This is a genomic window from Vulcanococcus sp. CPBay_Sum15L08_68, from assembly GCF_017855895.1.
Classification (GTDB): Bacteria; Cyanobacteriota; Cyanobacteriia; order PCC-6307; family Cyanobiaceae; genus Vulcanococcus.
The window spans coordinates 1-25833 of the sequence record NZ_JAFMFX010000025.1; the positions used below are offsets into that span (position 1 = coordinate 1).

Below are 25833 nucleotides of genomic sequence, written 5' to 3' on the forward strand. Positions count from 1 at the left end.
CTGCTGGAGTTGCTGAGCGGTCGTGGCCCGCTGCATTCCATCGGCCTGCTCTAAGGCCCTTCTCGGAGCCTCCCTGCTGCTGGGGCCCGCCCAGGCCAACCCCTGGCAACAGGCCCGTTTTCCTGTTCCGCAGTTCAGCGGCTACACCAGCCATTACGGGCTCAGAAGTGGCGCATCCGGCGGCTCCAGCCTCCACCGGGGCCTGGACATCGCCGCTCCCCTGGGCTCCCCGGTGCTCAGCTGGTGGGCCGGGCGGGTGGAGCGGCTGATCAACGACGGGAGCTGCGGCATCGGCGTGGCGATTCGCTCCGGCCCCTACGAGCACCTCTACTGCCACCTGCAGGGAACGATCGAACAGGACACCCTGCGCAGCGGAGGCGCGAGCCTGCGCCAGGGCTCCTGGCTACGGACGGGGGAACCCCTGGGCGCCATCGGGGTGAGCGGCCGCAGCAGCGGACCTCACCTGCATTGGGGCGTCAAGCTGAACGAGCGTTGGCTGGACCCGGTGCTGCTGCTGCGAGCAATGGCTGACGCCAGGCGCGTGGAAACGCCCATTTCTCAGGCCAGACCTTAGGGTGACTGGATCTGAAAACGCTGTCCGCCGCCGCCGTGACCGTGACGTCCGTTTCACAAGCGGCCACCGCCGCTGATCACTCCACCCCGACCCGGGTGAGTGGCGGTTACGCCCTCATGGATGCCCTCCGTCGCCATGGCGTGGAGACCATCTTTGGCTATCCCGGCGGCGCGATCCTTCCCATCTACGACGAGCTGCACAAGGCCGAGTCCAGGGGCTGGCTGAAGCACGTGCTCGTGCGCCACGAACAGGGCGGCACCCACGCAGCCGACGCCTACGCCCGCGCGACCGGCAAGGTCGGGGTCTGTTTTGGCACCTCCGGTCCAGGGGCCACCAACCTGGTGACGGGCATCGCCACGGCCCACATGGACTCCGTGCCCATGGTGGTCATCACCGGCCAAGTCCCCCGGGCGGCCATCGGGACGGACGCCTTCCAGGAGACGGACATCTTTGGCATCACCCTGCCGATCGTGAAGCACTCCTGGGTGGTGCGCGATCCCCGGGACATTGCCCGCATCGTCTCGGAGGCCTTCTTGATTGCCTCCAGCGGCCGACCCGGTCCCGTTCTGATCGACGTGCCCAAGGACGTCGGAGTCGAGGAGTTCGACTACATCCCCGTTGAACCCGGCGCGGCCGTTCCCCCTGGTTTCAAACTCCCCCCCGCGCCGGCCCCCAGCGCCATCTCCGCTGCGCTGGAGCTCATCCGCAATGCCCGCCGTCCCCTCCTCTATGTCGGTGGTGGGGCCATCAGCAGCGGCGCCCACGCCGAAATCCATGCCCTGGCGGAGCGCTTCCGGCTTCCGGTGACCACCACCTTGATGGGGAAGGGTGCCTTTGATGAGCTCCATCCCCTCTCGGTGGGGATGCTCGGCATGCACGGGACCGCCTACGCCAACTTCGCGGTGACCGATTGCGACCTGCTGATCGCCGCCGGCGCCCGTTTTGACGACCGCGTCACCGGCCGCCTCGATGGCTTCGCCCCCCGGGCCCAGGTCATCCACATCGATATTGATGCGGCAGAGATGGGCAAAACCCGTCTGCCGGATGTGGCCGTCGTCGCCGACGTCAAGCAAGCGGTCGAGGCCCTGCTGGCCGCCTCCAGCCAGGAGGACTCCCGAGGCCGCACCGAGGCCTGGCTCGAGCGCATCGCCCAGTGGAAACAGCACTACCCCTTGGTGGTTCCAGCACCCGAGGGAGACATCGCGCCCCAAGAGGTGGTGTCGATGCTGCAGGAGCTCTCCCCCAAAGCCTTCTTCACCACTGACGTGGGCCAGCACCAGATGTGGGCTGCGCAGTTCCTGCACACCCTCCCCCGCCGTTGGATCAGCTCCGCGGGCCTCGGGACCATGGGTTTCGGCATGCCGGCGGCCATGGGCGTTCAGTGCGCCTTCCCCGAAGAACCGGTGATCTGCGTGGCCGGCGACGCGAGCATCCTGATGAACATCCAGGAGCTCGGCACCCTCAGCCAGTACCACCTCCCCGTGAAGGTGGTGGTGCTCAACAACGGCTGGCAGGGGATGGTGCGCCAGTGGCAGGAGAGCTTCTACGGCGAGCGCTACAGCGCCTCAGAGATGACCGGCGGCATGCCGAACTTCCCCGCTGTAGCGGAAGCCTTCGGCGTCAAAGGTGTTCAGATCCAAGGACGGGAGGAACTGCGCACCAAACTCGCCGAAGCCCTGGCCCACCCCGGTCCGGCCTTCATTGAGGTGAAGGTGCGCCGCAACGAGAACTGCTATCCGATGGTGCCCCCCGGTGCCAGCAACGCCCAGATGGTGGGCCTCCCCTCCCATCCGGAACTGGCGATCGACACCAATCGCGAGTGCCACAGCTGCCACCACAGCACCTCCAGCTCCAGCCTGTACTGCCCCAACTGCGGCGCCAAGCTGTGAGGCTGGGGCTGATCCGCCGCTGGCTCTGTGCTGCAGCGGCTGCCTGCCTGCTGCTCTGGCCGGGACAGGTCTTGGCGGCCGAGGTGCTGCAGGTGCGGAGCGGCACTCTGCTGCAGATCGGTGACCGCAACCGCACCTACAGCGTGCAACTGGCCTGCGTCGTGGTGGACCCAGACGATGACGCTGCCGCCGTGGACTGGATTCGTAAGCAACTGCCCCGGCGCAGCAAGGTGAACCTGCGCCCGACCGGCAGTGCCGATGGGGTCCTCATCGCCCGCATCAATCACCTCGATGGGCAAGCCAACCACGACCTGGGCGCGGAGCTGATTGCATCGGGCCTAGCGTCCTCCTCAGGATCCTGCTAACGGCCGTTGAGCATCAATCGGGCAGCCAAGGGCATTGTGCTGGTGCCCACACTCCTGTTGGGAAGTGCCTTCATCGCCACCGCGGTCTGGGGTCCAGCGGCAGCCGCTGACAACAAGTCCCTCGCCCTGGGGGTCGGAGGAGTCTTGATCGCAGCGGGTTTGCTGGCCCAGCTGATGCCGGAGCCAGCTCCCGAGGCCAGGTCCGAAGACGAACCCTGAGCGTTACTTCGCCGGCTTGGTCTGAGGGGTGGATTGGGCTTTGGTGCGGCCCTCTTCCACCAGGCGGAAGTACTCCTTGGTCGGGAAGATCACAAAGCTGTCCTCCTTGGCTTTGCTGATCTGAGAGAGCACCGCGGTGAGGTCGGCAACCCTGGGCTTCAGCTTGCTGCGCTCAGCCTCAGGCACGTTGGAAAGGGCCTTCTGCAACTCGTCGTAGCTCAGGAAGAACACGCCCCGAGGGCCATCGGGGGTGTTGAGGGTCAGGAAGGGCTGGGTGAAGAACACCGCCACGTTCAGGCCTTTTTTGATCTCCTCGTCGCTCAGACCTTCTTTCTTCAGCAGGGTGTAGGCCTGCTTGATGTCGGCGTCGTTCATCACCACCGGGGCCACCAGTGGCTTGCTCTTGTCCTTCAGCTGCTTATTGAGCTCCACCACCTTCTCGTTCATCACATTCAGTGGAACGGGGGTGACGGTGGCCTTGAGGCTCGGGTTCGACTTCAGCAGCGCCTTGAGCTCGGTGTTCGCCCGATCACTCTCGAGATAGAGGGGCAGGACCAACGCCTCGTCCCGGGGGATCGGCAGGGGAATGCCATTGGCATCGGTGATCACGAAGACCGGAATCACCTGCAGTTTCTTGATCGCCTCGGCTTCAGGGATCGCCAAGGCGGGAGCCGCAGCCATGGCGCCCAGGACGGCGACGGGGGCCAGCAACGAGGCCGCTTGACGGCCCATCGGCTTCAACCAAGCGGGAAAGCGCGAGAGCATGCGACCGATCAAGAAAGGTCAACCCTAGTCAGAACCCAGGAAAGACCCCCAGGGCGTAGGGCTCTCCTGGGACTGGATCAATCAGCCGGGCGGCTGAGGCCACAGCCTGCTGGGCCTCCTCCAAGTTCCCCTTTTGCCAGAGCCAGCGGTTCAGCCAGCCGCTGAAGGCCACATCCCCGCCGGTCGTACTCGCCAGCACCGTGCGCGGAGAGAAGCGCTCCAACAGCTCAGGCAAAACGGTCTGGCCGCGGACAAAGGCGCCAGCGACCGGCAAGCCCAAGTCGACCACGGGCGTGATCACCGCATCAAGTACTTCCGGGGCGAGGTCAGCGGGCAGGTAGCCATGGGGCTCGAGGTAAAGGCTCCCCTGGGGATGGCGCAGCAGGTAGCCGTTCTCAACCTGGGGCACCGGTGCGCCTGCTGTGGCTTCAATCCGAAGCTCGCCAAAGGCCGTGGTTTCACCGGGGCGCAGGCCCGTGACCTGCTCAAAGCCCATCTGCTGCACCTTCTTGGCCGCCGTCAGGGACCCCACCACGGGCAGGGAACGGGGCAGCAGCGCCAGGGTCTCGGGATGGGCGTGGTCATCCAGTCCCTGGGTGAGCAGCAGCAAATCGAGATCGGCAGGAAGCGCAAAGGAGCGGGACAACTGCCCCTGGAAAAACCAGGGCCCGGGGGGAAAGACCAACGGACCGCAGAACCAGGGGTCCACCAGCACCCGCAGTCCCGACCAGTCCAGTAACCAGCCGTTTGCCCCGAAATAGGTCGCTTCCACCGCTTCAACGCAACTGGCGGCGAGGCTAGGCAGCGCGGTGCTGGAATACAGGAACGAGGCTCAGGACAAGTGGTGCTGCGACTGAGCGAGTTGAAGCTGCCGCTGGATCACGAGGAAGCGGACCTCGCTCCAGCCATCTGCAAACGCCTCAAGATCGATCCAGCGGCCCTGCTCGCGCATCGGGTCATCAAAGAGAGCATCGACGCCAGGCGGAAATCCGCCATCCAGATCGCCTACAGCCTGGAGCTGGAACTGCCGCCGCAGCTCGAGCAGCAACTGCTGAAGCGCTTCAAGCGCGATCCCCACCTGCAACCCGCAAGCGACACCCACTACCAACCCGTGGCGCAGGCCAGCCCCGGGGATCCCCTACCCCAGCGGCCGGTGGTTGTGGGCGCCGGACCCTGCGGCTACTTCTGTGCCCTGATCCTGGCGGAGATGGGGCTGAGACCCCTGCTGCTCGAGCGCGGCAAACCCGTGAAGGAGCGCACGGCGGACACCTTTGGCTTCTGGAAAGGCACTGCGCCGTTCAACCCCGAATCCAACGCGCAATTTGGGGAAGGGGGTGCGGGCACCTTCTCCGATGGGAAGCTCTACAGCCAGGTGCGGGACCCGAAACACCTCGGGCGCAAGGTCCTGGAGGAACTGGTCGCAGCGGGGGCCAATCCAGAGATCCTGGTCAAGCACCACCCCCACATCGGCACCTTCAAGTTGGCCACGGTGGTTCGGGGTCTCCGGAGCAAGATCACGGCCCTCGGCGGAGAGATTCGCTTCGAAAGCCGTGTCAGTGAGCTCTGCGTCGAGCAGAGCGATGGGGAGCGGCGCCTCAGCGGCGTTGCCCTAGCCAGCGGAGAGATCATCCCGGCGCAGCAGGTGGTCCTCGCGGTCGGCCACAGCGCGCGCGACACCTTCGCGATGCTGCAGGAGCAGGGCGTGACGCTGGAGCGCAAACCCTTCTCGGTGGGCTTTCGCATCGAGCACCCGCAACCCCTGATCGATGCCGCCCGTTGGGGAAACTGCGCCGGCCATCCGCGCCTGGGGGCTGCGGAGTACAAGCTCGTCAAACACGTCAGCAACGGGCGCTGCGTCTACAGCTTCTGCATGTGCCCCGGTGGCCTGGTGGTGGGGGCCACCTCGGAGGTGGGACGGGTCGTCACCAACGGGATGAGTCAGCACTCGCGCAATGAGCGCAACGCCAACAGCGGCATCGTCGTGAACATTGAGACAGGCGACGTCGAAAGCTATGGCGCCTACCCCGGCGACCCCCTTGCGGGGATTGCCTTCCAGCGGCACTGGGAGGCCAAAGCCTTTGAACTCGGTGGCAAGAGCTATGCCGCTCCCGGTCAGCGGCTCAAGGACTTCCTGGCCGGCGGCAGCCAGGCACCCGCTGATCTGGGGACGGTCAAGCCCTCCTACAGCCCCGGTGTGGTCCCGGCAGACCTGGGGCAGGCCTTACCGGCCTTTGTGATCGAAGCCCTGCGGGAGGCCCTGCCGCAGTTCGAGCAGTCCATCCCGGGCTACGCCATGGACGATGCGCTGCTGACTGGCGTTGAAACCCGCACCTCATCCCCCGTGCGCATTCCCAGAACAAAAGCCCTGGAGAGCGTGAACACCCCAGGGCTTTATCCGGCGGGAGAGGGGGCCGGCTTCGCCGGCGGAATCCTCTCTGCTGCGATGGATGGCATCCGCGTCGCGGAAGCCGTTGGCCTCACTCTTCTTCGTCAGGAGCGCCCAGGGGCACCAGACGGATCTGCTTGCGACCCAGCTTGATTTCGAACTCATCGCCGGGCTTGAGGTCCAGCAGGGCGGTGTAGGCCTTGCCCACCATCAGGTTGCCGTTGAACTGAACCTTGGTGGTGAAGCTCAGCTTGCGGCCGCCTTTACCAACCTTGGCGCTCGAGCCGCCAAAATCAACGCCCTTGGCATTGAGCAGCGCTTCGTAGAACGCCGTGAAATTCAGTCGCTCGCTGCCGTCTTTCTTGTTGGAGACATATCCGCATGCACGAACAACGTCGGATTTGCTCACGTCGCCCATTTCTTTGACCTTGGCGAGCAGATCAGCTCCAGTGAGCATGAGATTGATAGTTATGCAACTTCTGCATCATCACACCCGACGGTCAATTCAGCAAGGCTGACTTTTTTCAAAGAGCCGGGATTTCCCAGGAGTTTTTTTTTCAATCAATGCCCCCCACGCTGGTCTGGTATCGCCGCGATTTGCGCACGCAGGATCACGCACCGCTGGCGAAGGCCTGCTTAAGAGGACCGGTCATTCCGGTGTTCGTACTGGATGACGCGTTGCTGTTTCATCCTGAGACTGCCGTCGCTCGTGTTGAGTTTTTACTACATAGTTTGCAGGCCCTCGATGCCCGATTGCGGTGTCTAGGGGGGCGATTACTTGTGCAGCGCGGCCAACCCGAAGTGGTCCTCGCCCGTCTCGCCCAAGGCAGCGGCGCGCGCCATGTCCTCGCCCATACCGACAGTGAGCGCCTGGTCGGCCGGGTCCGTGATGCCCGCGTCAACCGCCACCTGAAGGAGCAAGGCATCGAGCTGGACTGGATCGAACCAGCCGGTGCCAGCGGCGAGCTTCAGCCCTACAGCGATTGGAACCGCCAGTGGCATGGCGCCATGGCCGCGCCGCTCGTGCCGGAACCTCAGCGGGTCGTAGTACCGAAGCAGTGCCCGGATGCACCGGTCCCCAGCCTCAAGGACCTGGGGCTGATCAGCGATGGCAAACCGATTCCCAAAGCAGGTACTGATGCCGCCCTAGGGCGGTTGGATCGGTTTCTCGAGGGCTCCGATTCGCGGACCTACTACTGGGAGCTGAGCTATCCCTCCGCCAAGGTCACCTCAGGGCTCAGCCCGTACCTGAAGTTCGGCGTCGTCAGCCCCAGGCAGTGCCTACAACGGCTCACCGCAGCGGGCCTACGGGCAAAGGAAAACGCCGATCGCAGCCGCCTGCGCAGCATCCAACAACTGTTCAGCCGCCTGCGCTGGGGCTGCTCCATTCACCAGCGCTTCCGCTACCTGCCCCAGCTGGAGCTGCGCTCCCTCTGGAGCGCCTTCGACCAAGAGAGCGCGCTCTCCGCCCAACAGCTCGAGCTCTACGAAGCCTGGAAAGAGGGCCGCACGGGTTTCCCGATCGTCGATGCCGCGGCCCACTGCCTGCGGGGGGGCGGGGGATGGCTGGAGCTGAACTTCCGCAGCCGAGCGATCTACGCCAGCTTTCTCAGCAACCTCTGCGGGATTGATTGGCGCTACGGCGCCCTGCATTTCATGCGGCACCTGATCGATGGGGACTGCCCGATCGATCACTACCAATGGGCCATGCAGGCCGGGGCGACCTATCGGGGCCGCAAAGCCTGGACGCGGATCTATCACCCCGGCCAGGTGGCCGTGAATCGCTGCGACCCCCATGGCCTCTTCATCCGGCGCTGGTTGCCGCAACTCGAGCGCCTCACCAATGACCAGCTCGGAGAGCCCCCCGCCTTCGCGGGCTACCCCGCCCCAGTGCTCAACTACGAGGAAGCGCGCCAGGCGCGGATGGAGGCGTTGAGCAACACACGCCACGGCATCGGAGACATTCCCTCCGCCTTGGCGCGGTTGCCCGCTGACCTGACGCCCTTTGGCAGTGATCAAATCGCCGGCAGCCAGGTGCTCTGGGCCCAACCCCGGGCACCGGAGCTCTTCCCGGAGGCGGTGGACCTCGATCGACTGGACCAGGAGGGATGGCTGGCCCTGCTCAGCTGGTTCAGCCTCAGGCGCTCGGCTGAGACCGGTGAAGCCGGGGAGAGCCCCCCGAAGAGACGCAAACCCAAGCGCAGCCAAACCGACAACGGCCAGCTCAGCCTGGAGTTCAACTAGGCAACTGTTGGGAGACGATGCCGCTCCACTGCACCGCCTTGACCTGATCGCGGCGCCAGGAGTGAAACAGCAGCGGCTCTGATGCCGTGCACAGGGGGCAGACACTGATCTGCTCTGGGGGCACACCAAAGCGCTCGAGCAGCAAACGGGTGGCGAGCCGCAGATCGAGGCGCTGCCGCAGCGGCTCTGGATCGGCGAGCAGAGCACCGCACTCCTCCATCGCCGCCAGGGCCCCCTCGAGCGTGAGGGACGCATCCACCTGCAGCAACTGCTCAGCGATCGCTTCCGGCACGGCCGGCTCCACCTGGTACTGGGGGCCGCTGATGGCTGGCCCCAACGCAATCAGCAGGTCACGGCGGCGGCAGCCGCGCTGCTCCAGCTGCCGGATCGCCTCTTGAACGATGCCCCCGGCCACACCACGCCAGCCGGCATGGCAGGCCGCCACCTGTCCGGATTCCGGATCCGCCAGCAGCACTGGAGTGCAATCGGCGCCGCAGACCCAGAGACTCTGACCACCGGCATCGCACACCAAGCCATCGGCCTGGGGCCAGGGCTCCGCGACGGCCTCACTCGCCGGCAAAACCAACGCGCTGTGAACCTGCTGGGGCCGGTGAACGCTGATGCCAGCGCTGACATAACCGGCCAACACATCAGGGCCTCGGCCCTGCCACTGGCGGGTGAAGAAGCCATGTTCAAAGGCCTCCAGCAGATTCGACTGGAGGTAATAGCCCCCGTAGCAACCGATCCAGGTCCAGCCCTCTAGGGCGTTAAACCCTGCATCTGGGCGGTCAAAGGGGGCCTCAACGGCCTCAGCCATACAACCGTCTAGGCATCGGGGAGGTCCCGCAGGATCCAGAAGCCATCAAAACCGGGTTGATCCGGGCTGGATTGAATCGCCAGGAATTGCACACCACCGGCTTGACCGCGGGAGGCCAGGAATGCCGCGGCCGCAGCCTCAGCTTCGTCTGACTCCAACTGTCCCAGCAACCATCGGTCTTCTTGGCCCGCCTCCAGCACCAGTTGCTGACCGCAGACCTCGAGGCGCACCGGCTCCAATCCCGACACCCAGCCAGCGATCGCCAAGGAGCGGCTCGCGCTGAACAGGCGCAGACCGCTCACCATCAGCTCGTCATCGAGCGACTCCGGCAAGGGAACCAGACCAGCAAAGCTGGTGTCCCAGGTCATCGCCTCCCGCAGGGCACCGATCGGCAGGGAGGCCCAAGACCAGCTGTCGCCGCGGGCCGCCTCAGGCAGCGGAACAGCCACGGGCTGAATCGGCTGGGGCGGCGGAGCCAGGGGGCCCGCCATGTAGCCCTCCTCCTCGGGGTAAACCGTGGCTTCGCGCTCCTGGAGCCACTCGACCAGGGCATAGCAACGGCGGCTCGGCACCAGTTCCAGGCCCAGCTGCTCGGAGGCCCGCTGCACCATCGTGCGCATCGAGGAACGCCAGCAGCGGATCTTGCGTGGGGGATCAAACCCCTCAGCGTCCGCCTGCTCCAAGGCCTGCTCCAACGCGGACTTCAGCCACTGGGAGTTGACGCTGGAGGCCGGGCACTTCAGGACCCACTGGAAGGCGCGACCGGGATTCTCCGCATTGGGGGAACTGCAAATCAGCAGCTCCCAGCGCTTCTTTCCGTCCTCTTCCAGGATTGGACGGGAGTAGTAATCCAGCTCCCAATCCGCCTGCAGGCGGGCAGGACTCGCGGGCTCGGTGGCCTGAATCATCCGGCGGATTGTTCCTGCTGACGCAGCACGTTACGAGCCCTATTGGCGCGATCGGCGGCCTCCGCCATCACTTTGTCGCGCTCAATCAACAACTCACCCGGCTGCCCCTCCAGCAGAGCAGTGTTCAAGGCGATGCGACCGCGACCGGGATCCAATTCAGTAATCAGTGCTTTCACGCGATCGCCCTGGCCGAAGACCTCGCGCAGATCACGCATCTGACCACCCGTAATCACGGAGTGGTGCAGGAGTCCGCTGATGCCGCCCAGGTCCACGAAGAGGCCATAGGGCTTGATGGCCACCACCTGTCCCTCAACCAGCTGACCGACCTCGAGGTTCTGGAACAGGGCCGCCGTGGCCGCCTTCTTCTCAGAGAGCACCAGCTTGCGGGTGTCCGGATTGACCTCCAGGAAGGCCACACCGAGGGTTTTGCCCACCAGCGCCTCGTGGTTTTCACCCTCCTGCAGCTGGGAGCGGGGCACAAAACCGCGCAGACCTTCGACATCACAGGTGATGCCACCACGGTTGAAACCGTTGACCTTCACCTGGAGCACCTTGCCTTCCTTCTCGAGGGCACGAACCTTCTCCCAGCTCTGGCGCAGGGCCAGGGCACGGGCGCTGATGGTGACCATGCCATCGGCGTTCTGCTCGCGGGTGACGAGCACTTCAACGGTCAACCCCTTCGGGAAGCGCTCCTTGAGGTTGGTGATCACCCCCAGAGCACACTCCTTTTTGGGCATGAAGCCAGGAGCCTTGCCGCCGATGTCGACATAGACACCGTCGCTCTCCATGCCGATCACCGTGCCGGTGACGACTTCACCGGTGGTGCCGACGAAATCCTGCTCATCGAGGGCTGCCAGGAAGGCCTCCTCGTCAAAGTCGAAGTCATCGACCGAACGGGTGGGAACCGCCGCCGGCTTGGACTGGGGCTGCGCCATGCGGGAGCCACCGGAGCGCCGACCCTTGTTGCGGTCGTCGGGGCCCAGCAGGTCCGCCATGGACAGCCCCTCAAAGCCGCTCATATCGAACAGGTCGTCGTCGCCTGATGCCGGGGAAGCCGCCGGGCGCTGGGGCGCGACCGGCGCCTCACCTCGGGCCGCCCGTGCGGCGTCTTCCAATTCAGCTGCCCGCTGCGCAGCGGCTTCGGCGGCGGCACGGGCCTCAGCGGCTTCACGCTCCAGGCGCAGCTGCTCTTCCTTCTTATTGATCTGCAGAACCTGGGGCGGCTTGCGAACCGGCGGCGGCGCAGCGGCGGGACGCTGAGGCGACGGAGGCACCGGACGAGCCGAGGTGGGTTGCTGCTTGGAGAAGGGCTGGGGGGGCTGGGGAGTGCCGGAACCGGCCATGACCAAGCAAAGACGCACAGCGCCACACTGTAGGGACGACCCTCCTTGATCGAAGACGGACCCATGGGCGACGACGCATACGCCTGTCAGGGATCCCGTCGCCTCGAGCGCCTGACCTGGCCCGCCTTCCAGGCGGCCGCCCAGACCTGCGGCAGCACGGTGGTTTGGCCCTTTGGCGCCTTCGAGCAGCACGGTCCTCACCTTCCCCTGGGAACGGATGCGCTCTTCGCTGAGCAAATCCTTGACCAGGTGCTCGAGAGCCTCCCCCAGGAGGCGCCGATCTGGCGGCTGCCGCTGCAGAGCATCGGCTTTTCACCGGAGCACCTGGGCTTCCCAGGAACCCTGAGCCTCCCGGCCGAGCTCCTGATCCGCAGCATCGAAACCGTTGGCGCCCAGCTGGCGGCGGCAGGGTTCGAGCGGCTCGTGCTGTTCAACGGCCATGGCGGTCAAATCGCCCTGCTCCAGGTCGCCGCCCGACAACTGCGCGCCGCCCATCCCTCGCTTGGGGTGTTGCCCTGCTTCCTCTGGAGCGGCCCCAAGGGAATCGGAGAGCTGATCGAGGAGCCCGAGCGCAGTGAAGGCCTCCACGCCGGACAGGTCGAGACGAGCTTGATGTTGCAGCTCAATCCTGAGCTCGTCGGGCCGAAGCGGACCGCAGATGGCCTGGGGGCCCAGCAGCCGCCCCAGGGATGGAGCCTGGAGGGGGCCGTGCCGAATGCCTGGCTGACCCAGGACCTCAGCAGCAGTGGCGTCATTGGCGATCCCAGCCAGGCCAATGGGGCCCAAGGCGAGGCGCTCCGGCAGCGGTTGGTCCAGGGCTGGAGCGCGCTCTTCGGCAGTCTCCTGGGCAGCGACTGGCCCCCCAGGGAGCCCAAACCGAAGCTCGGCCAGCGCTGAGGAATCGGGGTCAGCGGGCGACGGGAAGTTGGCAAAAGCTGCCAAACCCCATCTGAGGCTTGTGGAGATGGTTACAGTCAACCCCATTGCAACGTGTTCTCGGTAGCCATGGCGACCCTCGAAGCCACTGATCTGCCTACGGCGGGCGCGACTGCGCTTCCCGATTTCACCTGCGCGAACTACAAGGACGCCTACAGCCGGATCAACGCGATCGTGATCGAGGGCGAGCAGGAAGCCCACGACAACTACATGTCCATCGGCACGCTGCTGCCCGAGCAGGCCGGCGAACTGACGAAGTTGGCTCGCATGGAGCTGAAGCACATGAAGGGCTTCACCGCCTGTGCCAACAACCTGGGTGTAACCGCCGACATGGCGTTCGCCAAGGAATTCTTCGCCCCCCTGCACGGCAACTTCCAAAAAGCCCTGAAAGAGGGCAAGGTTCCGACCTGCCTGCTGATCCAGGCCCTGCTGATCGAAGCCTTCGCGATCTCGGCGTATCACATCTATATCCCGGTCGCCGATCCCTTCGCCCGCAAGATCACCGAGGGCGTGGTGAAGGACGAGTACACCCACCTCAACTACGGCGAGGTCTGGCTCAAGGCCAACCTGGAGAGCTGCCGTGAGGAGCTCGAAGAGGCCAACCGCGAGAACCTCCCCCTGATCCGCCGCATGCTCGATCAGGTGGCCGGTGACGCCGCTGTTCTGCAGATGGACAAGGAAGATCTGATCGAGGATTTCCTGATCGCCTACCAGGAAGCTCTGACCGAGATCGGTTTCACCACCCGCGAAATCGCCCGCATGGCGGCCGCCGCTCTGATCGGCTGAAGCGATCAGCCTGAACGAGTCGACGCTGCCCTTTAATCAGGTGTCTTCTCGGCCGGTGTGTAACCAGGAGAGCCCCCGCGAATGTTTGGTCTGATCGGTCACTCCAGCAGCTTTGCGCAGGCCCAGGAAAAGGCCCGCGACCTGGGGCTAGAGGAGATGGCCGAAGCGGACCTCCTCTCCTGGTGCTCGGCTCCACCTCAGCTGCTGGAGACCTTCGAGGTCACCAGCAAAACCGGGGCCACCATCCAAGGGACCTACATCGACTCCTGCTTCGTGCCGGAGATGCTGAGCCGCTTCAAGACCGCGACCCGCAAGGTTCAAAACGCCATGGAATTGGCGCAGAAGAACGGGATCAACGTCACAGCCCTGGGCGGTTTCACCTCGATCATTTTCGAGAACTACGACCTCTCGAAGTTCCAGCAGATCCGCAACACCACCCTCGAGTGGGAGCGTTTCACAACAGGCAACACCCACACGGCCTGGGTGATCTGCCAACAGGTCGAGACCAATGCCCCTCTGCTGGGCATCGACCTGAGCCAGGCCAAAGTCGCCGTGGTCGGCGCCACCGGTGACATCGGCAGCGCGGTCTGCCGCTGGCTCAGCCAAAAAACAGGCGTGGGTGAACTGCTCCTGGTCGCTCGGCAGCAGCAGCGGCTGCTGGATCTGCAGGAGTCCCTCGGCGGTGGCCGGATCCTGACCCTGGAGGAGGCGCTCCCCGAAGCCGACGTGGTGGTGTGGGTGGCCAGCCTTCCCCAGACCCTGACCATCGACCACGGCAGCCTGCGCAAGCCCTGTCTGATGATTGACGGCGGCTACCCCAAGAATCTCGACGCCAAGGTGGCCGGTGAGGGGGTCCATGTCCTCAAGGGCGGCATCGTCGAGTTCTGGCAGGACATCAGCTGGCAGATGATGGAAGTCGTGGAGATGGAAAACCCCAAACGCCAGTTGTTCGCTTGCTTTGCAGAGGCGATGCTGCTGGAATTCGAGGGTATCCACACCAACTTCAGCTGGGGCCGCAACCGCATCTCCATCGCCAACATGGAGCTCATTGGTGAAGCCTCCCTGCGGCACGGGTTCCGGGCCATCGGCCTGAACCAAGCCCCAGCAAGCTCCGGCAACCCCGACCTTGAACTGGCCGCTGCTTAAGGCCTCCCGGTTCAACGCTCGCCCCCCTGCCCCTTACACCCGCTGCCATGGCCCGTCGTCCCCTGCTCGACTTCGAGAAGCCCCTGGTGGAGTTGGAGGAGCAGATCGACCAAATCCGGCAGCTCGCCAAAGACTCTGAAGTCGACGTCAGCCAGCAGTTGCTCCAACTGGAGACCCTGGCGGCCCGCAGGCGGGAAGAGATCTTCAGCAACCTGAGTCCCGCCCAAAAGATTCAGGTTGCGCGCCACCCCCAACGCCCCAGCACCTTCGATTACATCCAGGTGCTGACCGATGAATTCATCGAACTGCACGGGGACCGGCGCGGCAGCGATGACCAAGCCCTCGTGGGCGGCGTCGGACGCATTGGCGATCAAGGCGTCGTCCTCTTGGGCCACCAGAAGGGACGGGACACGAAGGAAAACGTGGCTCGCAACTTCGGCATGGCCTCACCTGGGGGCTACCGCAAGGCGATGCGCCTGATGGAGCACGCCGATCGCTTCCGCCTGCCGATCCTCAGCTTCATCGACACCCCGGGCGCCTACGCCGGACTGCTGGCGGAGGAGCAGGGCCAGGGCGAGGCCATCGCCGTGAACCTGCGCGAGATGTTCAAGCTGCGCGTTCCGATCCTGGCCACGGTGATCGGTGAGGGGGGCTCAGGTGGTGCGCTGGGCATCGGCGTGGCGGACCGGCTGCTGATGTTCCAGCACAGCGTCTACACGGTGGCCAGCCCCGAGGCCTGCGCCTCCATCCTCTGGCGCGATGCGGGTAAAGCTCCGGTGGCCGCTGAGGCGTTGAAGATCACCGCGCCCGATCTGCTGAAGCTGGGGATCATCGATGAAATCATTGCCGAGCCTTCGGGCGGCAACCACTGGGCCCCGCGTCAGGCGGCAGAGAATTTGAAGGCGGCTCTTCTGCAGCAACTCGCGGGCCTGCAGGCCCTCAGCGAGGAGCAACTGGTGGATCAGCGCTACGCCAAGTTCCGCCGGATGGGTCGCTTCCTGGAATCCGGCGCCCAGGACGCAAGCCTGAGCTCGTAAGGTTTTCGTTGGTTTGATCGGGGTCCTTGCGGCCCGCCCCCGCCGTTGAGTTCCCCTGTCTCCGCTTCAGCGCCCGTTGCCCTCATCACTGGTGCCTCCAGGGGGATCGGAGCAGCCGCAGCAAGGGCTTTTTCCCAAGCCGGCTATCAGCTGCTGCTCTTGGCCCGCTCCCAAGCCGATCTTGAGCAGCTGGCCCAGGAGCTGCGCAGTGAGCGCTGCCGGGTGGAAACGATCGCTGTGGATCTCTCCGATCCACAAGCCATCGCCCCTGCCCTGGAGAACCTGCTCTCCCGGGGACTGGTTCCAACGGTGCTGATCAACAACGCCGGAGCGGCCTACACGGGGGCCCTAGCGGAGATGCCCCTGGAGCAATGGCAATGGTTGCTGCAGCTCAACCTCACCAGCGTTGTTCAAACCTGCCAGGCGGTCCTGCCGGCCCTGCGCCAGACCCAGGGTTTGATCATCAACGTCAGCAGCCATGCGGCCCGCAATGCCTTTCCGGAATGGGGGGCCTATTGCACCACCAAGGCCGCCTTGGCCTCCTTTAGTCGCTGCTTAGCGGAAGAGGAGCGCCAGCACGGAATCCGTGTATCGACGCTCACCTTGGGTGCGGTTAATACCCCCCTCTGGGACAGCGAGACCGTCCACAGTTCCTTCGACCGCCGTGCCATGCTCACCCCAGAGCGCGTGGCCGAGACACTGCTGTCTTTGGCTCAGCAACCTTCCTCCAATGTTGTGGAGGATCTAACCCTTATGCCCGCAGCGGGCGTTCTTTGAACGCATCTCGGGACCCGTTCATGACTTCAACCCTGTCCTCGAGCATTCCCGGCCAGTTGGCTCCCGTGAGCCGCCGCATCCGTGAACGCCTCGAGTCCGCCGGCGTGCCCTTCCTGGCGAACGACAACATCGCCGAACACCTCAAGGACGGCGAACTCGATCAACTGGAAATCGAGGTTGCCGGAAAGGTTCGCGAGCTGCTGCGCAGCTTGGTGATCGATATCGACAACGACCACAACACCGAGGAGACCGCCGAGCGTGTCGCCCGGATGTACCTCCATGAGGTCTTCAAGGGTCGCTTCCATCCCCAGCCGAAGATCGCGAGCTTCCCCAACGTCAAAAAGCTCGACGAGATCTACACCGTGGGCCCGATCACGGTGCGCTCGGCTTGCTCCCACCACCTGGTGCCGATCCTGGGCAACTGCTGGATTGGGATCAAGCCCGGCGAACGGGTGATTGGTCTCTCCAAGTTCTCGCGCGTGGCCGACTGGGTCTTCTCCCGTCCCCACATCCAGGAAGAGGCGGTGATGATCCTGGCCGATGAGATCGAGCGTCTCTGCGAACCCCAGGGCCTGGCCATCCTGGTCAAAGCGCAGCACTACTGCATGAAGTGGCGCGGGGTGAAGGAGCCCCAAACCAGCATGGTGAACTCCGTTGTCCGCGGTGACTTCCGCCACGACTCCAGCCTCAAGGCTGAGTTCTTCGAACTGGTGAAGCAGCAGGAGTCGATGCTGGGCTAAGGCGCCAGCACCGGCCCGACGGGGGCTGAGGCGATGCGTTTGACCTGACCGTTTTGGTTGACGACCGCCACCACCATGAGGTTCTGGCCGACATCCACCGGTCCCGGGACATAGCTGGTGCCCTGGGCCGTTTCAATCAAGAGCCAGGTGCGCGCCGAGGGATCCTTCCGGTACCAGTGGTACTGGGAGTTCGCCAGGGCGGCATTGGCGTCGGCCTCGACCGTGGCCTGGAGCAGCCCACCCTGAATGGCCTGACCAGCAATCACGAGTGAACGCAGGCCATCAATCTGCTGCTCGATCGCACCCTCCAACTCCAGATCCGCAGAGATCTGATCGCGGAAGGTGCTGATCTGCTGCTGGGCACTTTCCGTGACGCCGGGGATGCACTGCAGGCTCGCGCCCACCAGGCGGCAACCGACCAGGTCCTGGGCGCGCAGTGCTGGGGACAGCGCAAGGGCCAAGCCCAGGAGCACAGGGGCAGAGCGCAGAGCAGCCATGGCCAAGGATTAGCTGCTCAAATCCTGGCGAAAGGGAGCCACGGCGGCCACCAGCTGCTGCACTTTGGCGAGATCCTTATCCCCCGGAGCCCGCTCCACCCCGCTGGAGACATCCAATCCAGAGGGGGGCCGGTGCTGCAGGGCCCGTAGGGCCGGGGCGACCCGATCGGGATTCAAGCCGCCAGCGAGCCACCAGGGCAGAGGGGAGCAAAAACCACTGAGCCAATCGATCGGGATGCGGTGGCCCGTGCCGCCGAGCTGATCGGGCACCCAGGCATCCAGCAGCAGAGCGTCGACGACCGCGCCGTAGTCGGCCGCCCGCTGCAGATCCTCGGGCTGGCGAATTCTCAGCGCCTTCCACAACAAGAGATCCGGGCCGAGGGCCTCCCGCAGTTGCCGGCAGCGCTCTGGCGTTTCCTGGCCATGGAGTTGCAGCACCTGATGGCCACCGGCCGCCCCCAACTGGGACAGTTCCCCATCACTGGGATCGGCCACCACGAGGACGCCAAGACAGCGGCTTGAGGCCTGGCGCATCGCCGCAAACAGCGCCGGCCGGGCCCCAGGGGACAACCAGCGGGGGGAGGCCTCAACACCGATCACCCCGATCGCATCGACGCCCAGGGCGGCCACGGCACTGGCCTGCTCGGGATGGCGCAGTCCACAGACCTTCAGCCATGGCTGGGGGCCAATGGGGGAAGTTGGACGCGCCGTCATGCCGTGGCCCCAGGAAGCCCAACCTTTCTAGGATCGGGGCAACGGATGAGGACGTGTGGGGGAAGGCTGGCAGCTACTGCGGATTCGGGGCATCCCCCTACGCATTCACCCCAGCTGGTTTCTGATCTTGGCCCTGGCCACGGTGGCCTTCCAACAGCAGTACAGCCAGCAATTCGCCGCGCAAACCCAGGAGGCCTGGCTCTGGCTGATTGGCCTGCTCACCGCCCTGTTGCTGTTCCTCTCAGTGCTGCTGCATGAGTTGGGGCACTCCCTGGTGGCCCTCAGTCAGGGGGTCAAGGTCCGCAGCATCACCCTGTTTCTGCTGGGCGGGGTGGCCAGCGTGGAGCGGGAGTGCCCAACCGCCATGGGCTCCTTCTGGGTGGCCGCCGCTGGCCCCCTGGTGAGCCTGGTGCTCTCCGCCCTGCTGCTCCTCGGCAGCCATAGCGCCAGCCATGCCTCGCCCCTGCTGGGGGCCATGGTCAGTGAGCTGGGCGGGCTGAATCTGATCCTGGCCCTGTTCAACCTGCTGCCGGGACTCCCGCTCGATGGCGGCCTGATTCTCAAGGCCCTGGTCTGGCAGTTCACCGGAAGCCAGCGCAAGGGAATCCAGGTGGCCACCGCCAGCGGCAAGGTGCTGGCCTTCAGCGCCATTGGCCTTGGAGCCTTTCTGCTGCTGCGAGGAGCCGGGGTAGCGGGGATTTGGTTGATGCTGCTGGGCTGGTTTGGCCTGGGCGCCGCCCGCAACCAATCGCAGATGCTGGCGCTGCAGGGCGTGCTGCGCAGGCTGCAGGTCAAGGACGCGGCCCAGAGGCGCTACCGCGTGCTCGAGGCCAACACGAAACTGCGGGAACTCAGCCGCCTGCGGGTCAGCGACGAGAAGGGTCTGGCGGACTGGCTACTGGTCTGTGACCAGGGCCGCTGGAAGGGGTTCATCACCGATGCCCCCCTGCAGAGCCTGCCGGTGCAGCGCTGGGATGAGGACAGCGTTGGCGAGCACCTGCAACCCCTCGATCAACTCCCGAGCATCGGCGATGGGACACCGCTCTGGCAGGCGATCCTGCAGCTCGACCAGCCGGAGGTGAATCGGCTGCTGGTGCTTGGTCCAGCGGGACTACCCACGGGCACCTTGGAGCGACCGGAACTGGCGGAACGGGTCCTGAAGGAACTCGGCGTGCGGCTGCCTCTACCGATCCTGGAGGCCGCCCGCCGCCAAGGGGTCTACCCCCTGGGGATGATGCTGGCGCCCGTGGCACGAACCATCGAAAGCAACCCCGAGGGCTGAGGGCTTCAGCGCAGGGGAGCCGGGTCCTCCAACAGCTGGATCTGTTGCCACTCCCTGGCGCTGAGGGCCACGGTCTGGAGCGCACCGCCACACAGGTGATCCCGCGCCGCCCGCTGGAGCTGCGCCATCACGGCCGCTTGCGGTAGAGGCTCCAGGTTTGGCGCTGGAGAGTTGAAGACCTCCCGCCAGAGGTCCTGGGGTGGAGAGAGCAGGACACTGCCGTGCTGCAGCAGGCAGGCCCCACTCCAGAGCTGGGCACTACCGATCCGTTTGGCGCCATTGGCCTGCACCAGATCTGCAGCCGTGCCGCTGGCAAAACAGTTGCCCCGCTGGGCCGCCTCCGCAGCCTTCACCGAGCCGAACTCCAGGGGAACGCCCAGGGCGGCGAAGGCCACCTGCAGCCACTGACAGGCCTCGGCATAGGCCGTCAGGCGATGGGTCGTGGCCGGCCGGCAGGCCAGGGCATAGGTGAGTTCTCCGGCATGCAGAACAGCCCGACCGCCGCTGGGACGCCGCACCAGGTGCAAACGGCCCTGCTCAGCCAGGGCGATCCAGCGGGGATCGATCTGGCGTTGGTGTCGTCCCAATGAAAGGGTCGGCCGACTCCACTGGTAGAGCCGCAGCATCGGATCGCCCTGACCGGCGCACTGCTGTTGCAGCATCCAACGGTCGATCGCCATCTGCAGGCCGGCATCGGCCGTGAGTGGGGGGATCCAACGCCACCTCATGGAGCTGGCAGGATGCGGGTGAGACGTGCGGCATGCGCCATGGGCTGGGAGCTGCTGCCTCTGTTGCCTCTAGGCATCTTGGCCGGCTTGCTCTCAGGCCTGCTGGGAATTGGTGGAGGCCTGGTCTTCTCTCCCCTGCTGCTCTGGATTGGCCTGCCGCCCCATCAGGCCCTGGCCACCAGCACCCTGGCGATTGTTCCCACCACCATGGCGGGCAGCCTGACCCATTGGCGCAGCGGTCAGGTGCCCGCTCAAGCAGCCCTGGCGATCAGCGCTGGCGCCGCCTTTGGCGGGGGCCTGTTCAGCCGGCTCGGCCACAGCCTTGAGGGCTGGCAACTGCTGGCCTTGCAGGCGCTGATGTACGGGCTGCTGGCCCTGGTGATCGAGCCTCGCCGCACGGGCGGCAACAGCGCTTCAACCGTGCCGGTGCTGGGACTGATCGGCGTTGGCCTGGTGGCAGGCCTCTCCAGCGGCCTGCTGGGTGTCGGAGGCGGCCTGGTGATGGTGCCGCTGATGGTTCGCGGGCTGCGCCTTGGGGTCTACCAGGCGATCCGGCTGAGCACGATGGCGGTCTTCGCCTCCTCCTTGGTGGCCTCCTTCACCTTTTGGGGAGACGGCAGGGCCCAACTGCTGATCGGCCTGGTGCTGGGGGCGACGGCCGCCTCAGCCGCCCAGTGGTCCGCCGGGCACCTGCAGAAGGTGCCGGAACAGCGCCTGGTGGGACTGATCCGGCTGCTGTGCGTGCTGCTGGCCGTGGACGTCGGACGGCGGGCCGTTCTGCTCTGGCTCTAGCGCTCGTGGTCTTTCCAGAAGCTGCCGTCCAGCTCAAAGCCCAGCACGGCCGCCATCTGCTCCAGATTGCCGCGACAGTTCAAGCCATACCCCCTGGACCAGTGATCCAGCAGGTAGAGGCGATGGGTCATCCAGAGCTCAAGGCTGTCTGGGGCGAAGCGAATCCCCTCGCTGCGGCTGAACTGATGGGGGAGCAGCATCGCCACGTGGCGGGTCAATTGGCCACTGCTGCGCTCCAGCAGCAGCGGTAGCCACGGGCAGAGGGCATCGGCGCGCAGGCTCCAGAGGCGCAGCTCCGTGATCTCCGAGAGCTCGCGCGGGTCCTCCGCGGAACGGGGCCAGTCGAACTGGAGCGTCAGGCTGCCGCTGGCCTGCAGCAGGTCCTTGGGGTCCAAGGCGAACCAAGGCTGCAGGGGCTCAAGGCTCTGGTCTTGAACCTGTTGCGCCGAGATCGACACCGTTCCATCAGGAGCCAGACCAGACACCAAAAGAACCCTGCAGAACTGTCGATCGACCGTAGCGAGCCCATCCCCTAGGGGTGTCGAGCTGTGACAGGCCCAGGCCCAGGCCCTAGCCAGCCCCACCATCTGCGTGAGAATGGAGTGGTGTTTTTCTCAACGGTCATGTCCCTCACCCAGGCTGAAATTCTGATCGCCCTGGTGGTGGCCGCCCACGCTGGCGTGCTCGCAGTGCGTCTCGCCGCCAGCCTCTACCGCGCCTGATCCCTTGGCACGGGAGAGACGACCTGCTAGAAGCGGTGCGTCTCTCCCCACTCCTCCTCACCCTTGAGCCCCTCCCGATCTGCCCAGCTATCGCAGCGGCGATCCGCAAATCGGAAACGGACTGCTCAAGAACCCAAAGCGGAACCCGCTCGAGGCCGTCGCCAGCACCGCAGTGACGCCAACTTGAGCGTTGTTGAGCCGGCACCCTCGCAGCAGATCAGGCCTTCAAGTCCGAGCCAGGAGTTGCTCTACGGCTCCATCGGTCTCTCCCTGAAGATCGGCCTCTCCCTGGTGGCCGTGGTCAGCTTGGTTCGACTGGCGGGGGCCTACCAGGAGCGCCTGGATCGTTACGGCGAGATCACCGCCGTTCTGGACATCCAAAAAGCCAAGCTGCTCAAAGCCCAGACCCGTTTTGATCGCCTGTTCAACGTTGGAGGCGAGCAAAAGCTGATCCAGGAGCAGGACCAGTGGATCGCCCCGAACCGCCTGCGGGTGGTCTGGAAGCAACTGCGCCCGGATTCCAATCAGCAACCGTCCAACGCAATCCAGACCCCTTGAGGCCTCTCCTTCCGTAAGTTGTTGCGGGCAGTTTTTGGGTCCATGACCGCTTCAAGCAACCTCACGAACGCAGGCGGACCCGCCGGAGCGGTCCTGGTGACCGGCACCACCTCAGGGGTTGGCCTGAATGCCGTCAAGGCCCTGACCGATCGGGGATGGACGGTGGTCACGGCAAACCGGGATCCGGTGCGCGCTGGAGCCGCCGCCGATTCCCTGGGCATCCCCAGCGACAAGCTCCACCACATCCGCATGGACCTCGGGGATCTCGACAGTGTCCGTGTCGGCGTTGAGACCCTGGTCGACTCCCTGGGCTTTGGCCTCGATGCCCTGGTCGTCAATGCGGCGGTCTACAAACCCAGGCTTAAAGAACCCGAGCGCTCTCCCCAGGGCTATGAGCTCTCCATGGCCACCAACCACCTGGGCCACTTCCTCTTGATTCAACTGCTGCTGCCGCAGCTGCAGGCCTCGCAGCATCCCTCCAAGCGCGTCGTCATCCTCGGCACCGTCACAGCCAACTCGAAAGAACTGGGCGGCAAGATCCCCATCCCCGCTCCGGCGGACCTGGGCGATCTCAGCGGCTTCAAGGCGGGCTTCAAGGCACCCATCGCCATGGCCAACGGCAAGGCCTTCAAACCTGGCAAGGCCTACAAGGACAGCAAGCTCTGCAACATGATCACCACGCAGGAGCTGCATCGCCGCCTGCACCACTCCACGGGGATCGTCTTCAGCTCGCTTTACCCCGGCTGCGTCGCGGACACCCCCCTCTTCCGCAATACCCCGCGGGCCTTCCAGAAGATCTTCCCCTGGTTCCAAAAGAACGTCACCGGTGGCTACGTCAGCCAGGCCCTCGCCGGAGAGCGGGTGGCGCAGGTGGTCGCCGATCCAGGTTTTGGCACATCCGGGGTGCATTGGAGCTGGGGTAACCGCCAGAAGCAGGGCGGCCAGCAGTTCAGCCAAGAGCTCTCCGATAAGGCCAGCAATCCCGAAACGGCACAAGGGGTTTGGGATGAATCACTCAAGTTGGTCGGCTTGCGCTAGTCCAACGGCTCACCTGCAGTAGGGATGACAAGCCCTCATCCCTGATGTATGCCTACGGCAAGCCTTGCAGGGTTGCCGATGGGAAGGCCTGTGATTCCACTGAACCCTCAGGATGAGCCGCGCTGGTTCCTGCTGGCGATGGCCTGCCGTTGGCCCCTGGCGGTTGTGCTGGCCACCTGGTCGGCGGCCATGGCGGCAATCCAGATCTTGGGGCAACCCATACCGATTGCCGTCAAGCGCCAACAGCCCTTTCCCGTGGTCCTCAAGGGGCCCATCCAAGTCGAGAAAATCCTGACCCCAGTCCAGGTCCAAGCCAACGGCGCCCTACCGGTTGCCGTCAGTGCCAAAGCAGCCCTTCCGGTCAAGGCCAACGACTCACTCCCGGTTGACGTTGGACGCATCGCCAAGCCGGTGACCGTTGAGAAAATTGTTGAACCCGTCGAGATCGTCAGCGATGAACCGCTGCTGGTCAATGGCGAAGTGGGGGTGAACCAGATCGGCGGCAATGTCACCGTCTCGATCAAGGACGCCCTCAAGGCCGTTTCACCGCTACCGCTCCCCCCCCTGCCCTGAGGCGCCGGCCATGATTCAACGCGTCCCCCTCCTCCCCTTGCTCTCGGGCAGCTTGATGCTCCTGATGGGCAGCGGCGGTATCCCCGCAGTACGGGCCGAAACAGCAACCAGCGCGGAGCAACAGGCACTGCTGGAGCGCCTGCGGCAGCGGCAAGCGCAAGAGCACGAACGCTGGCGTCGTTTCGGTGATGTGGAGGTGGATTGGACCAGCTGGAAGCCATTCGACAGTCACCCCTACATCTGGGTCACCCCCTGGCGACGCGCCGTCACCCGCCCCACGGCCATTGGCGGCCTGAGCTGGCCCTCCACGCCAGAGAGCAATCCCAAGAGCAACGTGCCCGATCGGGCACTCGCGGTGAACTGCCGTGATCTGACCCTCAACCGCAAGCGGGCTGGTTCCAACTGGGGGGACTGGCGCGTTCCCGGCGCTGGAACTCCGGCGGAGCAACTCCTGCTGGATGCCTGCAGCAGCCTGAGCTCTTGAACCGCACAGCCCAGTCCTGCCTGCTCGTGCTGCTGGGTTTCCTCAGCGGACTGGCCGCAGCACAACTCCTCAACCAGCAGTCCCTGCAACCGCTGCTCTGGCCCCTTGTGGTCCTGGCCAGCGTGGCGCTGCTGGCTCAGGCGCTCTGGCTGATTGCCAGAAGCGGGATTCGCGTCGAGATCTTCACGCGGGCCCCCATTGATGTGGGAACCCGCGGAGGCAGCATCAAAGCCGAAGTGACGAAGGTTCGGCTCTAGGGCTCAGTCGAACCCGAGCAGGTCAAAGATCTCGCGATCCTTGAGCGGTTCAGCCTCGAGGGGCTTCACGCTCTCAAACATCGACTGAGCGAGGCGTAGATATTCGTTCTGGACGGCCTCCACTTCAGGAGTGGATTCCATCTCGAAGATCGTGCACTTCTTCAGGCGGGAGCGGCGGATCGCATCGAGATCGGGGAAGTGGGCCATGGTCTTCATGCCCACCCGGTCGTTAAAGCGATCGATCTGGTCGGTGTCGCGGCTGCGGTTGGCCACGACCCCACCGAGGCGCACCTTGTAGTTCTTGGCCTTGGCTTGAATGGCCGCAATGATCCGATTCATCGCAAAGATCGAATCGAAGTCATTCGCCGTGACAATCAGGCAGTAGTGGGCGTGCTGCAGAGGGGCCGCAAATCCACCACAAACCACGTCGCCGAGCACATCAAAGATCACCACATCGGTGTCTTCCAAGAGATGGTGCTCTTTCAGCAACTTGACCGTCTGTCCGGTGACATAGCCGCCGCAGCCGGTACCCGCCGGAGGGCCACCGGACTCGACGCATTGCACCCCATTGAAGCCATCAAAGACGAAGTCCTCTGGGCGCAACTCCTCGGTGTGAAAGTCCACCCCCTCGAGGATGTCGATCACCGTCGGGACCATTTGCTTGGTCAGGGTGAAGGTGCTGTCGTGCTTAGGGTCGCAGCCGATTTGCAGCACCCGTTTGCCGAGCTTGGAGAAGGCCGCAGAGAGGTTCGAGCTGGTGGTGCTTTTGCCAATCCCACCTTTGCCGTAGACGGCAATGACCAACGCTCCCTCCTCGATTTGCATCGAGGAATCCTGATGAACCTGAACGCTGCCCTCACCATCGGGGCGCTTGAGCGTGGTGGTCATAAAACAAGGAAAACCAGGAACACAGGAACCCTGGTTTTAAAGCTCTTCTTCCATACAAGACCTGTTCCTGCCCCTTGACCTCTAGCCCCGTGCAAAGCGAAACAGTCCAGGTCAGAAATGAGGATTTAAACACTCATTCATAGGTAGCAATACTCATCCCACTGCAGCACTCAACGGCTGTAGTGGGCTTTCGCTTCATAGAGGGCTTCACTATCAATCACCGCCAGACCCTGATCACGGGCATAGGCCTCGGTGTTTTTGCGGACCTTGCCGCGCACAAAGAAGGGAATCTTGGCCAGTTCCGCCTCGCCATCGGCACTCCAGGACAACTGCGCCCCATCCACTGAGGGCAGCGTGACCTCCTCGGC

General features: G+C 64.8%; 31 protein-coding genes and 1 pseudogene. 20 read left to right on the top strand and 12 right to left on the bottom strand.

The window, feature by feature from the left end; all coding sequences use genetic code 11:
• Window positions 1–22 precede the first annotated feature (22 nt).
• From QZ189_RS05895 to QZ189_RS05910, 4 genes are all read left to right on the top strand, one after another.
• The gene (locus QZ189_RS05895) at window positions 23–574 is read left to right on the top strand and encodes a M23 family metallopeptidase (RefSeq protein ID WP_296421295.1); all 552 of its coding nucleotides are present in this window, start codon (window positions 23–25) and stop codon (window positions 572–574) included.
• A 95-nt stretch (window positions 575–669) separates the two neighbouring features.
• On the top strand, window positions 670–2463 hold the full coding sequence (ilvB, locus tag QZ189_RS05900; protein ID WP_296415962.1) for a biosynthetic-type acetolactate synthase large subunit: 1794 nt from the start codon (window positions 670–672) through the stop codon (window positions 2461–2463).
• On the top strand, window positions 2460–2828 hold the full coding sequence (locus QZ189_RS05905) for a hypothetical protein (RefSeq protein WP_010316623.1): 369 nt from the start codon (window positions 2460–2462) through the stop codon (window positions 2826–2828). Before ilvB ends, QZ189_RS05905 begins: the two co-directional genes overlap by 4 nt.
• 6 nt (window positions 2829–2834) lie before the next feature.
• A complete protein-coding gene (locus QZ189_RS05910; RefSeq protein WP_296421298.1) occupies window positions 2835–3047 on the top strand; it encodes a GIVxVP protein in 213 nt (70 codons plus the stop codon).
• A 3-nt stretch (window positions 3048–3050) separates the two neighbouring features.
• Here the strand turns inward: QZ189_RS05910 and QZ189_RS05915 are convergent, their stop codons facing one another.
• Both QZ189_RS05915 and QZ189_RS05920 read right to left on the bottom strand, forming a co-directional pair.
• The gene (locus QZ189_RS05915) at window positions 3051–3812 is read right to left on the bottom strand and encodes a Tic22 family protein (RefSeq protein ID WP_010316620.1); all 762 of its coding nucleotides are present in this window, start codon (window positions 3810–3812) and stop codon (window positions 3051–3053) included.
• 28 nt (window positions 3813–3840) lie between these two features.
• Entirely contained in the window at window positions 3841–4584 is a 744-nt protein-coding gene (locus QZ189_RS05920; RefSeq protein WP_296417757.1) for an MBL fold metallo-hydrolase, read from the bottom strand.
• Window positions 4585–4656: 72 nt separating this feature from the next.
• Here QZ189_RS05920 and QZ189_RS05925 point away from each other — a divergent pair, with 72 nt between their 5' ends.
• Window positions 4657–6351, top strand: coding sequence for an FAD-dependent protein (locus QZ189_RS05925; RefSeq protein ID WP_296421302.1), 1695 nt, complete (start codon window positions 4657–4659; stop codon window positions 6349–6351).
• Here QZ189_RS05925 and QZ189_RS05930 read toward each other — a convergent pair.
• The gene (locus tag QZ189_RS05930) at window positions 6290–6655 is read right to left on the bottom strand and encodes an AbrB family transcriptional regulator (protein WP_010316617.1); all 366 of its coding nucleotides are present in this window, start codon (window positions 6653–6655) and stop codon (window positions 6290–6292) included. The two genes, QZ189_RS05925 and QZ189_RS05930, sit on opposite strands and share 62 nt — an antisense overlap.
• Before the next feature lie 107 nt (window positions 6656–6762).
• Between QZ189_RS05930 and QZ189_RS05935 the strand changes: the two genes are divergently transcribed.
• On the top strand, window positions 6763–8442 hold the full coding sequence (locus QZ189_RS05935; protein WP_296421304.1) for an FAD-binding domain-containing protein: 1680 nt from the start codon (window positions 6763–6765) through the stop codon (window positions 8440–8442).
• On the opposite strand, the gene pgeF is transcribed toward QZ189_RS05935, so the two are convergent.
• The 3 genes from pgeF to QZ189_RS05950 are packed head-to-tail and all read right to left on the bottom strand — an operon-like array spanning window position 8435 to window position 11510.
• Window positions 8435–9259, bottom strand: a complete 825-nt coding sequence (gene pgeF, locus QZ189_RS05940; RefSeq protein WP_296421306.1) for a peptidoglycan editing factor PgeF — start codon at window positions 9257–9259, stop codon at window positions 8435–8437. The two genes, QZ189_RS05935 and pgeF, sit on opposite strands and share 8 nt — an antisense overlap.
• A gap of 8 nt (window positions 9260–9267) precedes the next feature.
• Window positions 9268–10167, bottom strand: coding sequence for a Tab2/Atab2 family RNA-binding protein (locus tag QZ189_RS05945; protein ID WP_296419440.1), 900 nt, complete (start codon window positions 10165–10167; stop codon window positions 9268–9270).
• The gene (locus QZ189_RS05950) at window positions 10164–11510 is read right to left on the bottom strand and encodes a S1 RNA-binding domain-containing protein (protein ID WP_296415899.1); all 1347 of its coding nucleotides are present in this window, start codon (window positions 11508–11510) and stop codon (window positions 10164–10166) included. The genes QZ189_RS05945 and QZ189_RS05950 overlap by 4 nt, the downstream gene beginning before the upstream one ends.
• A gap of 63 nt (window positions 11511–11573) precedes the next feature.
• Between QZ189_RS05950 and QZ189_RS05955 the strand changes: the two genes are divergently transcribed.
• From QZ189_RS05955 to folE, 6 genes are all read left to right on the top strand, one after another.
• The gene (locus QZ189_RS05955) at window positions 11574–12407 is read left to right on the top strand and encodes a creatininase family protein (RefSeq protein ID WP_296421308.1); all 834 of its coding nucleotides are present in this window, start codon (window positions 11574–11576) and stop codon (window positions 12405–12407) included.
• 108 nt (window positions 12408–12515) lie between these two features.
• The gene (locus tag QZ189_RS05960) at window positions 12516–13232 is read left to right on the top strand and encodes an aldehyde oxygenase (deformylating) (protein WP_010316607.1); all 717 of its coding nucleotides are present in this window, start codon (window positions 12516–12518) and stop codon (window positions 13230–13232) included.
• 81 nt (window positions 13233–13313) lie between these two features.
• Window positions 13314–14378, top strand: coding sequence for a long-chain acyl-[acyl-carrier-protein] reductase (locus QZ189_RS05965; RefSeq protein ID WP_247477873.1), 1065 nt, complete (start codon window positions 13314–13316; stop codon window positions 14376–14378).
• A gap of 47 nt (window positions 14379–14425) precedes the next feature.
• On the top strand, window positions 14426–15415 hold the full coding sequence (locus QZ189_RS05970; RefSeq protein WP_010316603.1) for an acetyl-CoA carboxylase carboxyltransferase subunit alpha: 990 nt from the start codon (window positions 14426–14428) through the stop codon (window positions 15413–15415).
• A 45-nt stretch (window positions 15416–15460) separates the two neighbouring features.
• Window positions 15461–16192 (top strand): SDR family oxidoreductase, encoded by a 732-nt coding sequence (locus QZ189_RS05975; protein ID WP_050778463.1) that lies wholly within the window; start codon window positions 15461–15463, stop codon window positions 16190–16192.
• Between the two features lie 20 nt (window positions 16193–16212).
• Window positions 16213–16932, top strand: coding sequence for a GTP cyclohydrolase I (gene folE, locus QZ189_RS05980; RefSeq protein WP_010316599.1), 720 nt, complete (start codon window positions 16213–16215; stop codon window positions 16930–16932).
• Here folE and QZ189_RS05985 read toward each other — a convergent pair.
• Window positions 16929–17429: a hypothetical protein gene (locus QZ189_RS05985; RefSeq protein WP_010316598.1), complete on the bottom strand. Its 501-nt coding sequence runs from the start codon at window positions 17427–17429 to the stop codon at window positions 16929–16931. The two genes, folE and QZ189_RS05985, sit on opposite strands and share 4 nt — an antisense overlap.
• Before the next feature lie 9 nt (window positions 17430–17438).
• Window positions 17439–18143 carry a phosphoribosylanthranilate isomerase gene (locus QZ189_RS05990; RefSeq protein ID WP_296421312.1) on the bottom strand — a complete coding sequence of 235 codons (705 nt, stop codon included), beginning with the start codon at window positions 18141–18143 and terminating at the stop codon, window positions 17439–17441.
• 55 nt (window positions 18144–18198) lie between these two features.
• On the opposite strand from QZ189_RS05990, the gene QZ189_RS05995 reads away from it, so the two are divergent.
• Window positions 18199–19425 (top strand): site-2 protease family protein, encoded by a 1227-nt coding sequence (locus QZ189_RS05995; protein ID WP_296421313.1) that lies wholly within the window; start codon window positions 18199–18201, stop codon window positions 19423–19425.
• Window positions 19426–19430: 5 nt separating this feature from the next.
• Here the strand turns inward: QZ189_RS05995 and QZ189_RS06000 are convergent, their stop codons facing one another.
• A complete protein-coding gene (locus tag QZ189_RS06000) occupies window positions 19431–20153 on the bottom strand; it encodes a lipoate--protein ligase family protein (protein WP_296421314.1) in 723 nt (240 codons plus the stop codon).
• A gap of 39 nt (window positions 20154–20192) precedes the next feature.
• On the opposite strand from QZ189_RS06000, the gene QZ189_RS06005 reads away from it, so the two are divergent.
• A complete protein-coding gene (locus tag QZ189_RS06005) occupies window positions 20193–20945 on the top strand; it encodes a sulfite exporter TauE/SafE family protein (protein WP_296421319.1) in 753 nt (250 codons plus the stop codon).
• Here the strand turns inward: QZ189_RS06005 and QZ189_RS06010 are convergent.
• Entirely contained in the window at window positions 20942–21403 is a 462-nt protein-coding gene (locus tag QZ189_RS06010; protein WP_296418557.1) for a CRR6 family NdhI maturation factor, read from the bottom strand. The two genes, QZ189_RS06005 and QZ189_RS06010, sit on opposite strands and share 4 nt — an antisense overlap.
• A 165-nt stretch (window positions 21404–21568) precedes the next feature.
• On the opposite strand from QZ189_RS06010, the gene psaM reads away from it, so the two are divergent.
• The 6 genes from psaM (at window position 21569) to QZ189_RS06040 (ending at window position 24577) form a co-directional block, all read left to right on the top strand.
• The gene (gene psaM / locus QZ189_RS06015) at window positions 21569–21667 is read left to right on the top strand and encodes a photosystem I reaction center subunit XII (protein ID WP_010316586.1); all 99 of its coding nucleotides are present in this window, start codon (window positions 21569–21571) and stop codon (window positions 21665–21667) included.
• Between the two features lie 243 nt (window positions 21668–21910).
• Window positions 21911–22225: a hypothetical protein gene (locus QZ189_RS06020; protein WP_296415892.1), complete on the top strand. Its 315-nt coding sequence runs from the start codon at window positions 21911–21913 to the stop codon at window positions 22223–22225.
• Window positions 22226–22267: 42 nt separating this feature from the next.
• On the top strand, window positions 22268–23263 hold the full coding sequence (locus QZ189_RS06025) for a protochlorophyllide reductase (protein WP_247477856.1): 996 nt from the start codon (window positions 22268–22270) through the stop codon (window positions 23261–23263).
• Between the two features lie 138 nt (window positions 23264–23401).
• Complete coding sequence (locus tag QZ189_RS06030; RefSeq protein WP_296421316.1) at window positions 23402–23836, top strand: hypothetical protein; 435 nt, start codon at window positions 23402–23404, stop codon at window positions 23834–23836.
• A gap of 10 nt (window positions 23837–23846) precedes the next feature.
• Window positions 23847–24320: a hypothetical protein gene (locus QZ189_RS06035; protein ID WP_296421317.1), complete on the top strand. Its 474-nt coding sequence runs from the start codon at window positions 23847–23849 to the stop codon at window positions 24318–24320.
• On the top strand, window positions 24317–24577 hold the full coding sequence (locus tag QZ189_RS06040) for a hypothetical protein (protein ID WP_296415888.1): 261 nt from the start codon (window positions 24317–24319) through the stop codon (window positions 24575–24577). Before QZ189_RS06035 ends, QZ189_RS06040 begins: the two co-directional genes overlap by 4 nt.
• A gap of 3 nt (window positions 24578–24580) precedes the next feature.
• Here the strand turns inward: QZ189_RS06040 and bchL are convergent, their stop codons facing one another.
• Window positions 24581–25465 carry a ferredoxin:protochlorophyllide reductase (ATP-dependent) iron-sulfur ATP-binding protein gene (gene bchL / locus QZ189_RS06045; protein ID WP_296421318.1) on the bottom strand — a complete coding sequence of 295 codons (885 nt, stop codon included), beginning with the start codon at window positions 25463–25465 and terminating at the stop codon, window positions 24581–24583.
• Between the two features lie 170 nt (window positions 25466–25635).
• A pseudogene (locus QZ189_RS06050) lies at window positions 25636–25833 on the bottom strand (ferredoxin:protochlorophyllide reductase (ATP-dependent) subunit B); the annotation flags it as partial.

Excerpts from the sequence above, each read along its gene's own strand:
- QZ189_RS05915 (WP_010316620.1), bottom strand. The coding sequence starts at position 3,812 with ATGCTCTCGCGCTTTCCCGCTTGGTTGAAGCCGATGGGCCGTCAAGCG.
- QZ189_RS05930 (WP_010316617.1), bottom strand. The coding sequence starts at position 6,655 with ATGCTCACTGGAGCTGATCTGCTCGCCAAGGTCAAAGAAATGGGCGAC.
- QZ189_RS05935 (WP_296421304.1), top strand. The coding sequence starts at position 6,763 with ATGCCCCCCACGCTGGTCTGGTATCGCCGCGATTTGCGCACGCAGGAT.
- pgeF (WP_296421306.1), bottom strand. The coding sequence starts at position 9,259 with ATGGCTGAGGCCGTTGAGGCCCCCTTTGACCGCCCAGATGCAGGGTTT.
- QZ189_RS05945 (WP_296419440.1), bottom strand. The coding sequence starts at position 10,167 with ATGATTCAGGCCACCGAGCCCGCGAGTCCTGCCCGCCTGCAGGCGGAT.
- QZ189_RS05950 (WP_296415899.1), bottom strand. The coding sequence starts at position 11,510 with ATGGCCGGTTCCGGCACTCCCCAGCCCCCCCAGCCCTTCTCCAAGCAG.
- QZ189_RS05955 (WP_296421308.1), top strand. The coding sequence starts at position 11,574 with ATGGGCGACGACGCATACGCCTGTCAGGGATCCCGTCGCCTCGAGCGC.
- QZ189_RS05960 (WP_010316607.1), top strand. The coding sequence starts at position 12,516 with ATGGCGACCCTCGAAGCCACTGATCTGCCTACGGCGGGCGCGACTGCG.
- QZ189_RS05965 (WP_247477873.1), top strand. The coding sequence starts at position 13,314 with ATGTTTGGTCTGATCGGTCACTCCAGCAGCTTTGCGCAGGCCCAGGAA.
- QZ189_RS05970 (WP_010316603.1), top strand. The coding sequence starts at position 14,426 with ATGGCCCGTCGTCCCCTGCTCGACTTCGAGAAGCCCCTGGTGGAGTTG.
- folE (WP_010316599.1), top strand. The coding sequence starts at position 16,213 with ATGACTTCAACCCTGTCCTCGAGCATTCCCGGCCAGTTGGCTCCCGTG.
- QZ189_RS05985 (WP_010316598.1), bottom strand. The coding sequence starts at position 17,429 with ATGGCTGCTCTGCGCTCTGCCCCTGTGCTCCTGGGCTTGGCCCTTGCG.
- QZ189_RS05990 (WP_296421312.1), bottom strand. The coding sequence starts at position 18,143 with ATGACGGCGCGTCCAACTTCCCCCATTGGCCCCCAGCCATGGCTGAAG.
- QZ189_RS06000 (WP_296421314.1), bottom strand. The coding sequence starts at position 20,153 with ATGAGGTGGCGTTGGATCCCCCCACTCACGGCCGATGCCGGCCTGCAG.
- QZ189_RS06005 (WP_296421319.1), top strand. The coding sequence starts at position 20,193 with ATGGGCTGGGAGCTGCTGCCTCTGTTGCCTCTAGGCATCTTGGCCGGC.
- psaM (WP_010316586.1), top strand. The coding sequence starts at position 21,569 with ATGTCCCTCACCCAGGCTGAAATTCTGATCGCCCTGGTGGTGGCCGCC.
- QZ189_RS06025 (WP_247477856.1), top strand. The coding sequence starts at position 22,268 with ATGACCGCTTCAAGCAACCTCACGAACGCAGGCGGACCCGCCGGAGCG.
- QZ189_RS06030 (WP_296421316.1), top strand. The coding sequence starts at position 23,402 with ATGGCCTGCCGTTGGCCCCTGGCGGTTGTGCTGGCCACCTGGTCGGCG.
- QZ189_RS06035 (WP_296421317.1), top strand. The coding sequence starts at position 23,847 with ATGATTCAACGCGTCCCCCTCCTCCCCTTGCTCTCGGGCAGCTTGATG.
- bchL (WP_296421318.1), bottom strand. The coding sequence starts at position 25,465 with ATGACCACCACGCTCAAGCGCCCCGATGGTGAGGGCAGCGTTCAGGTT.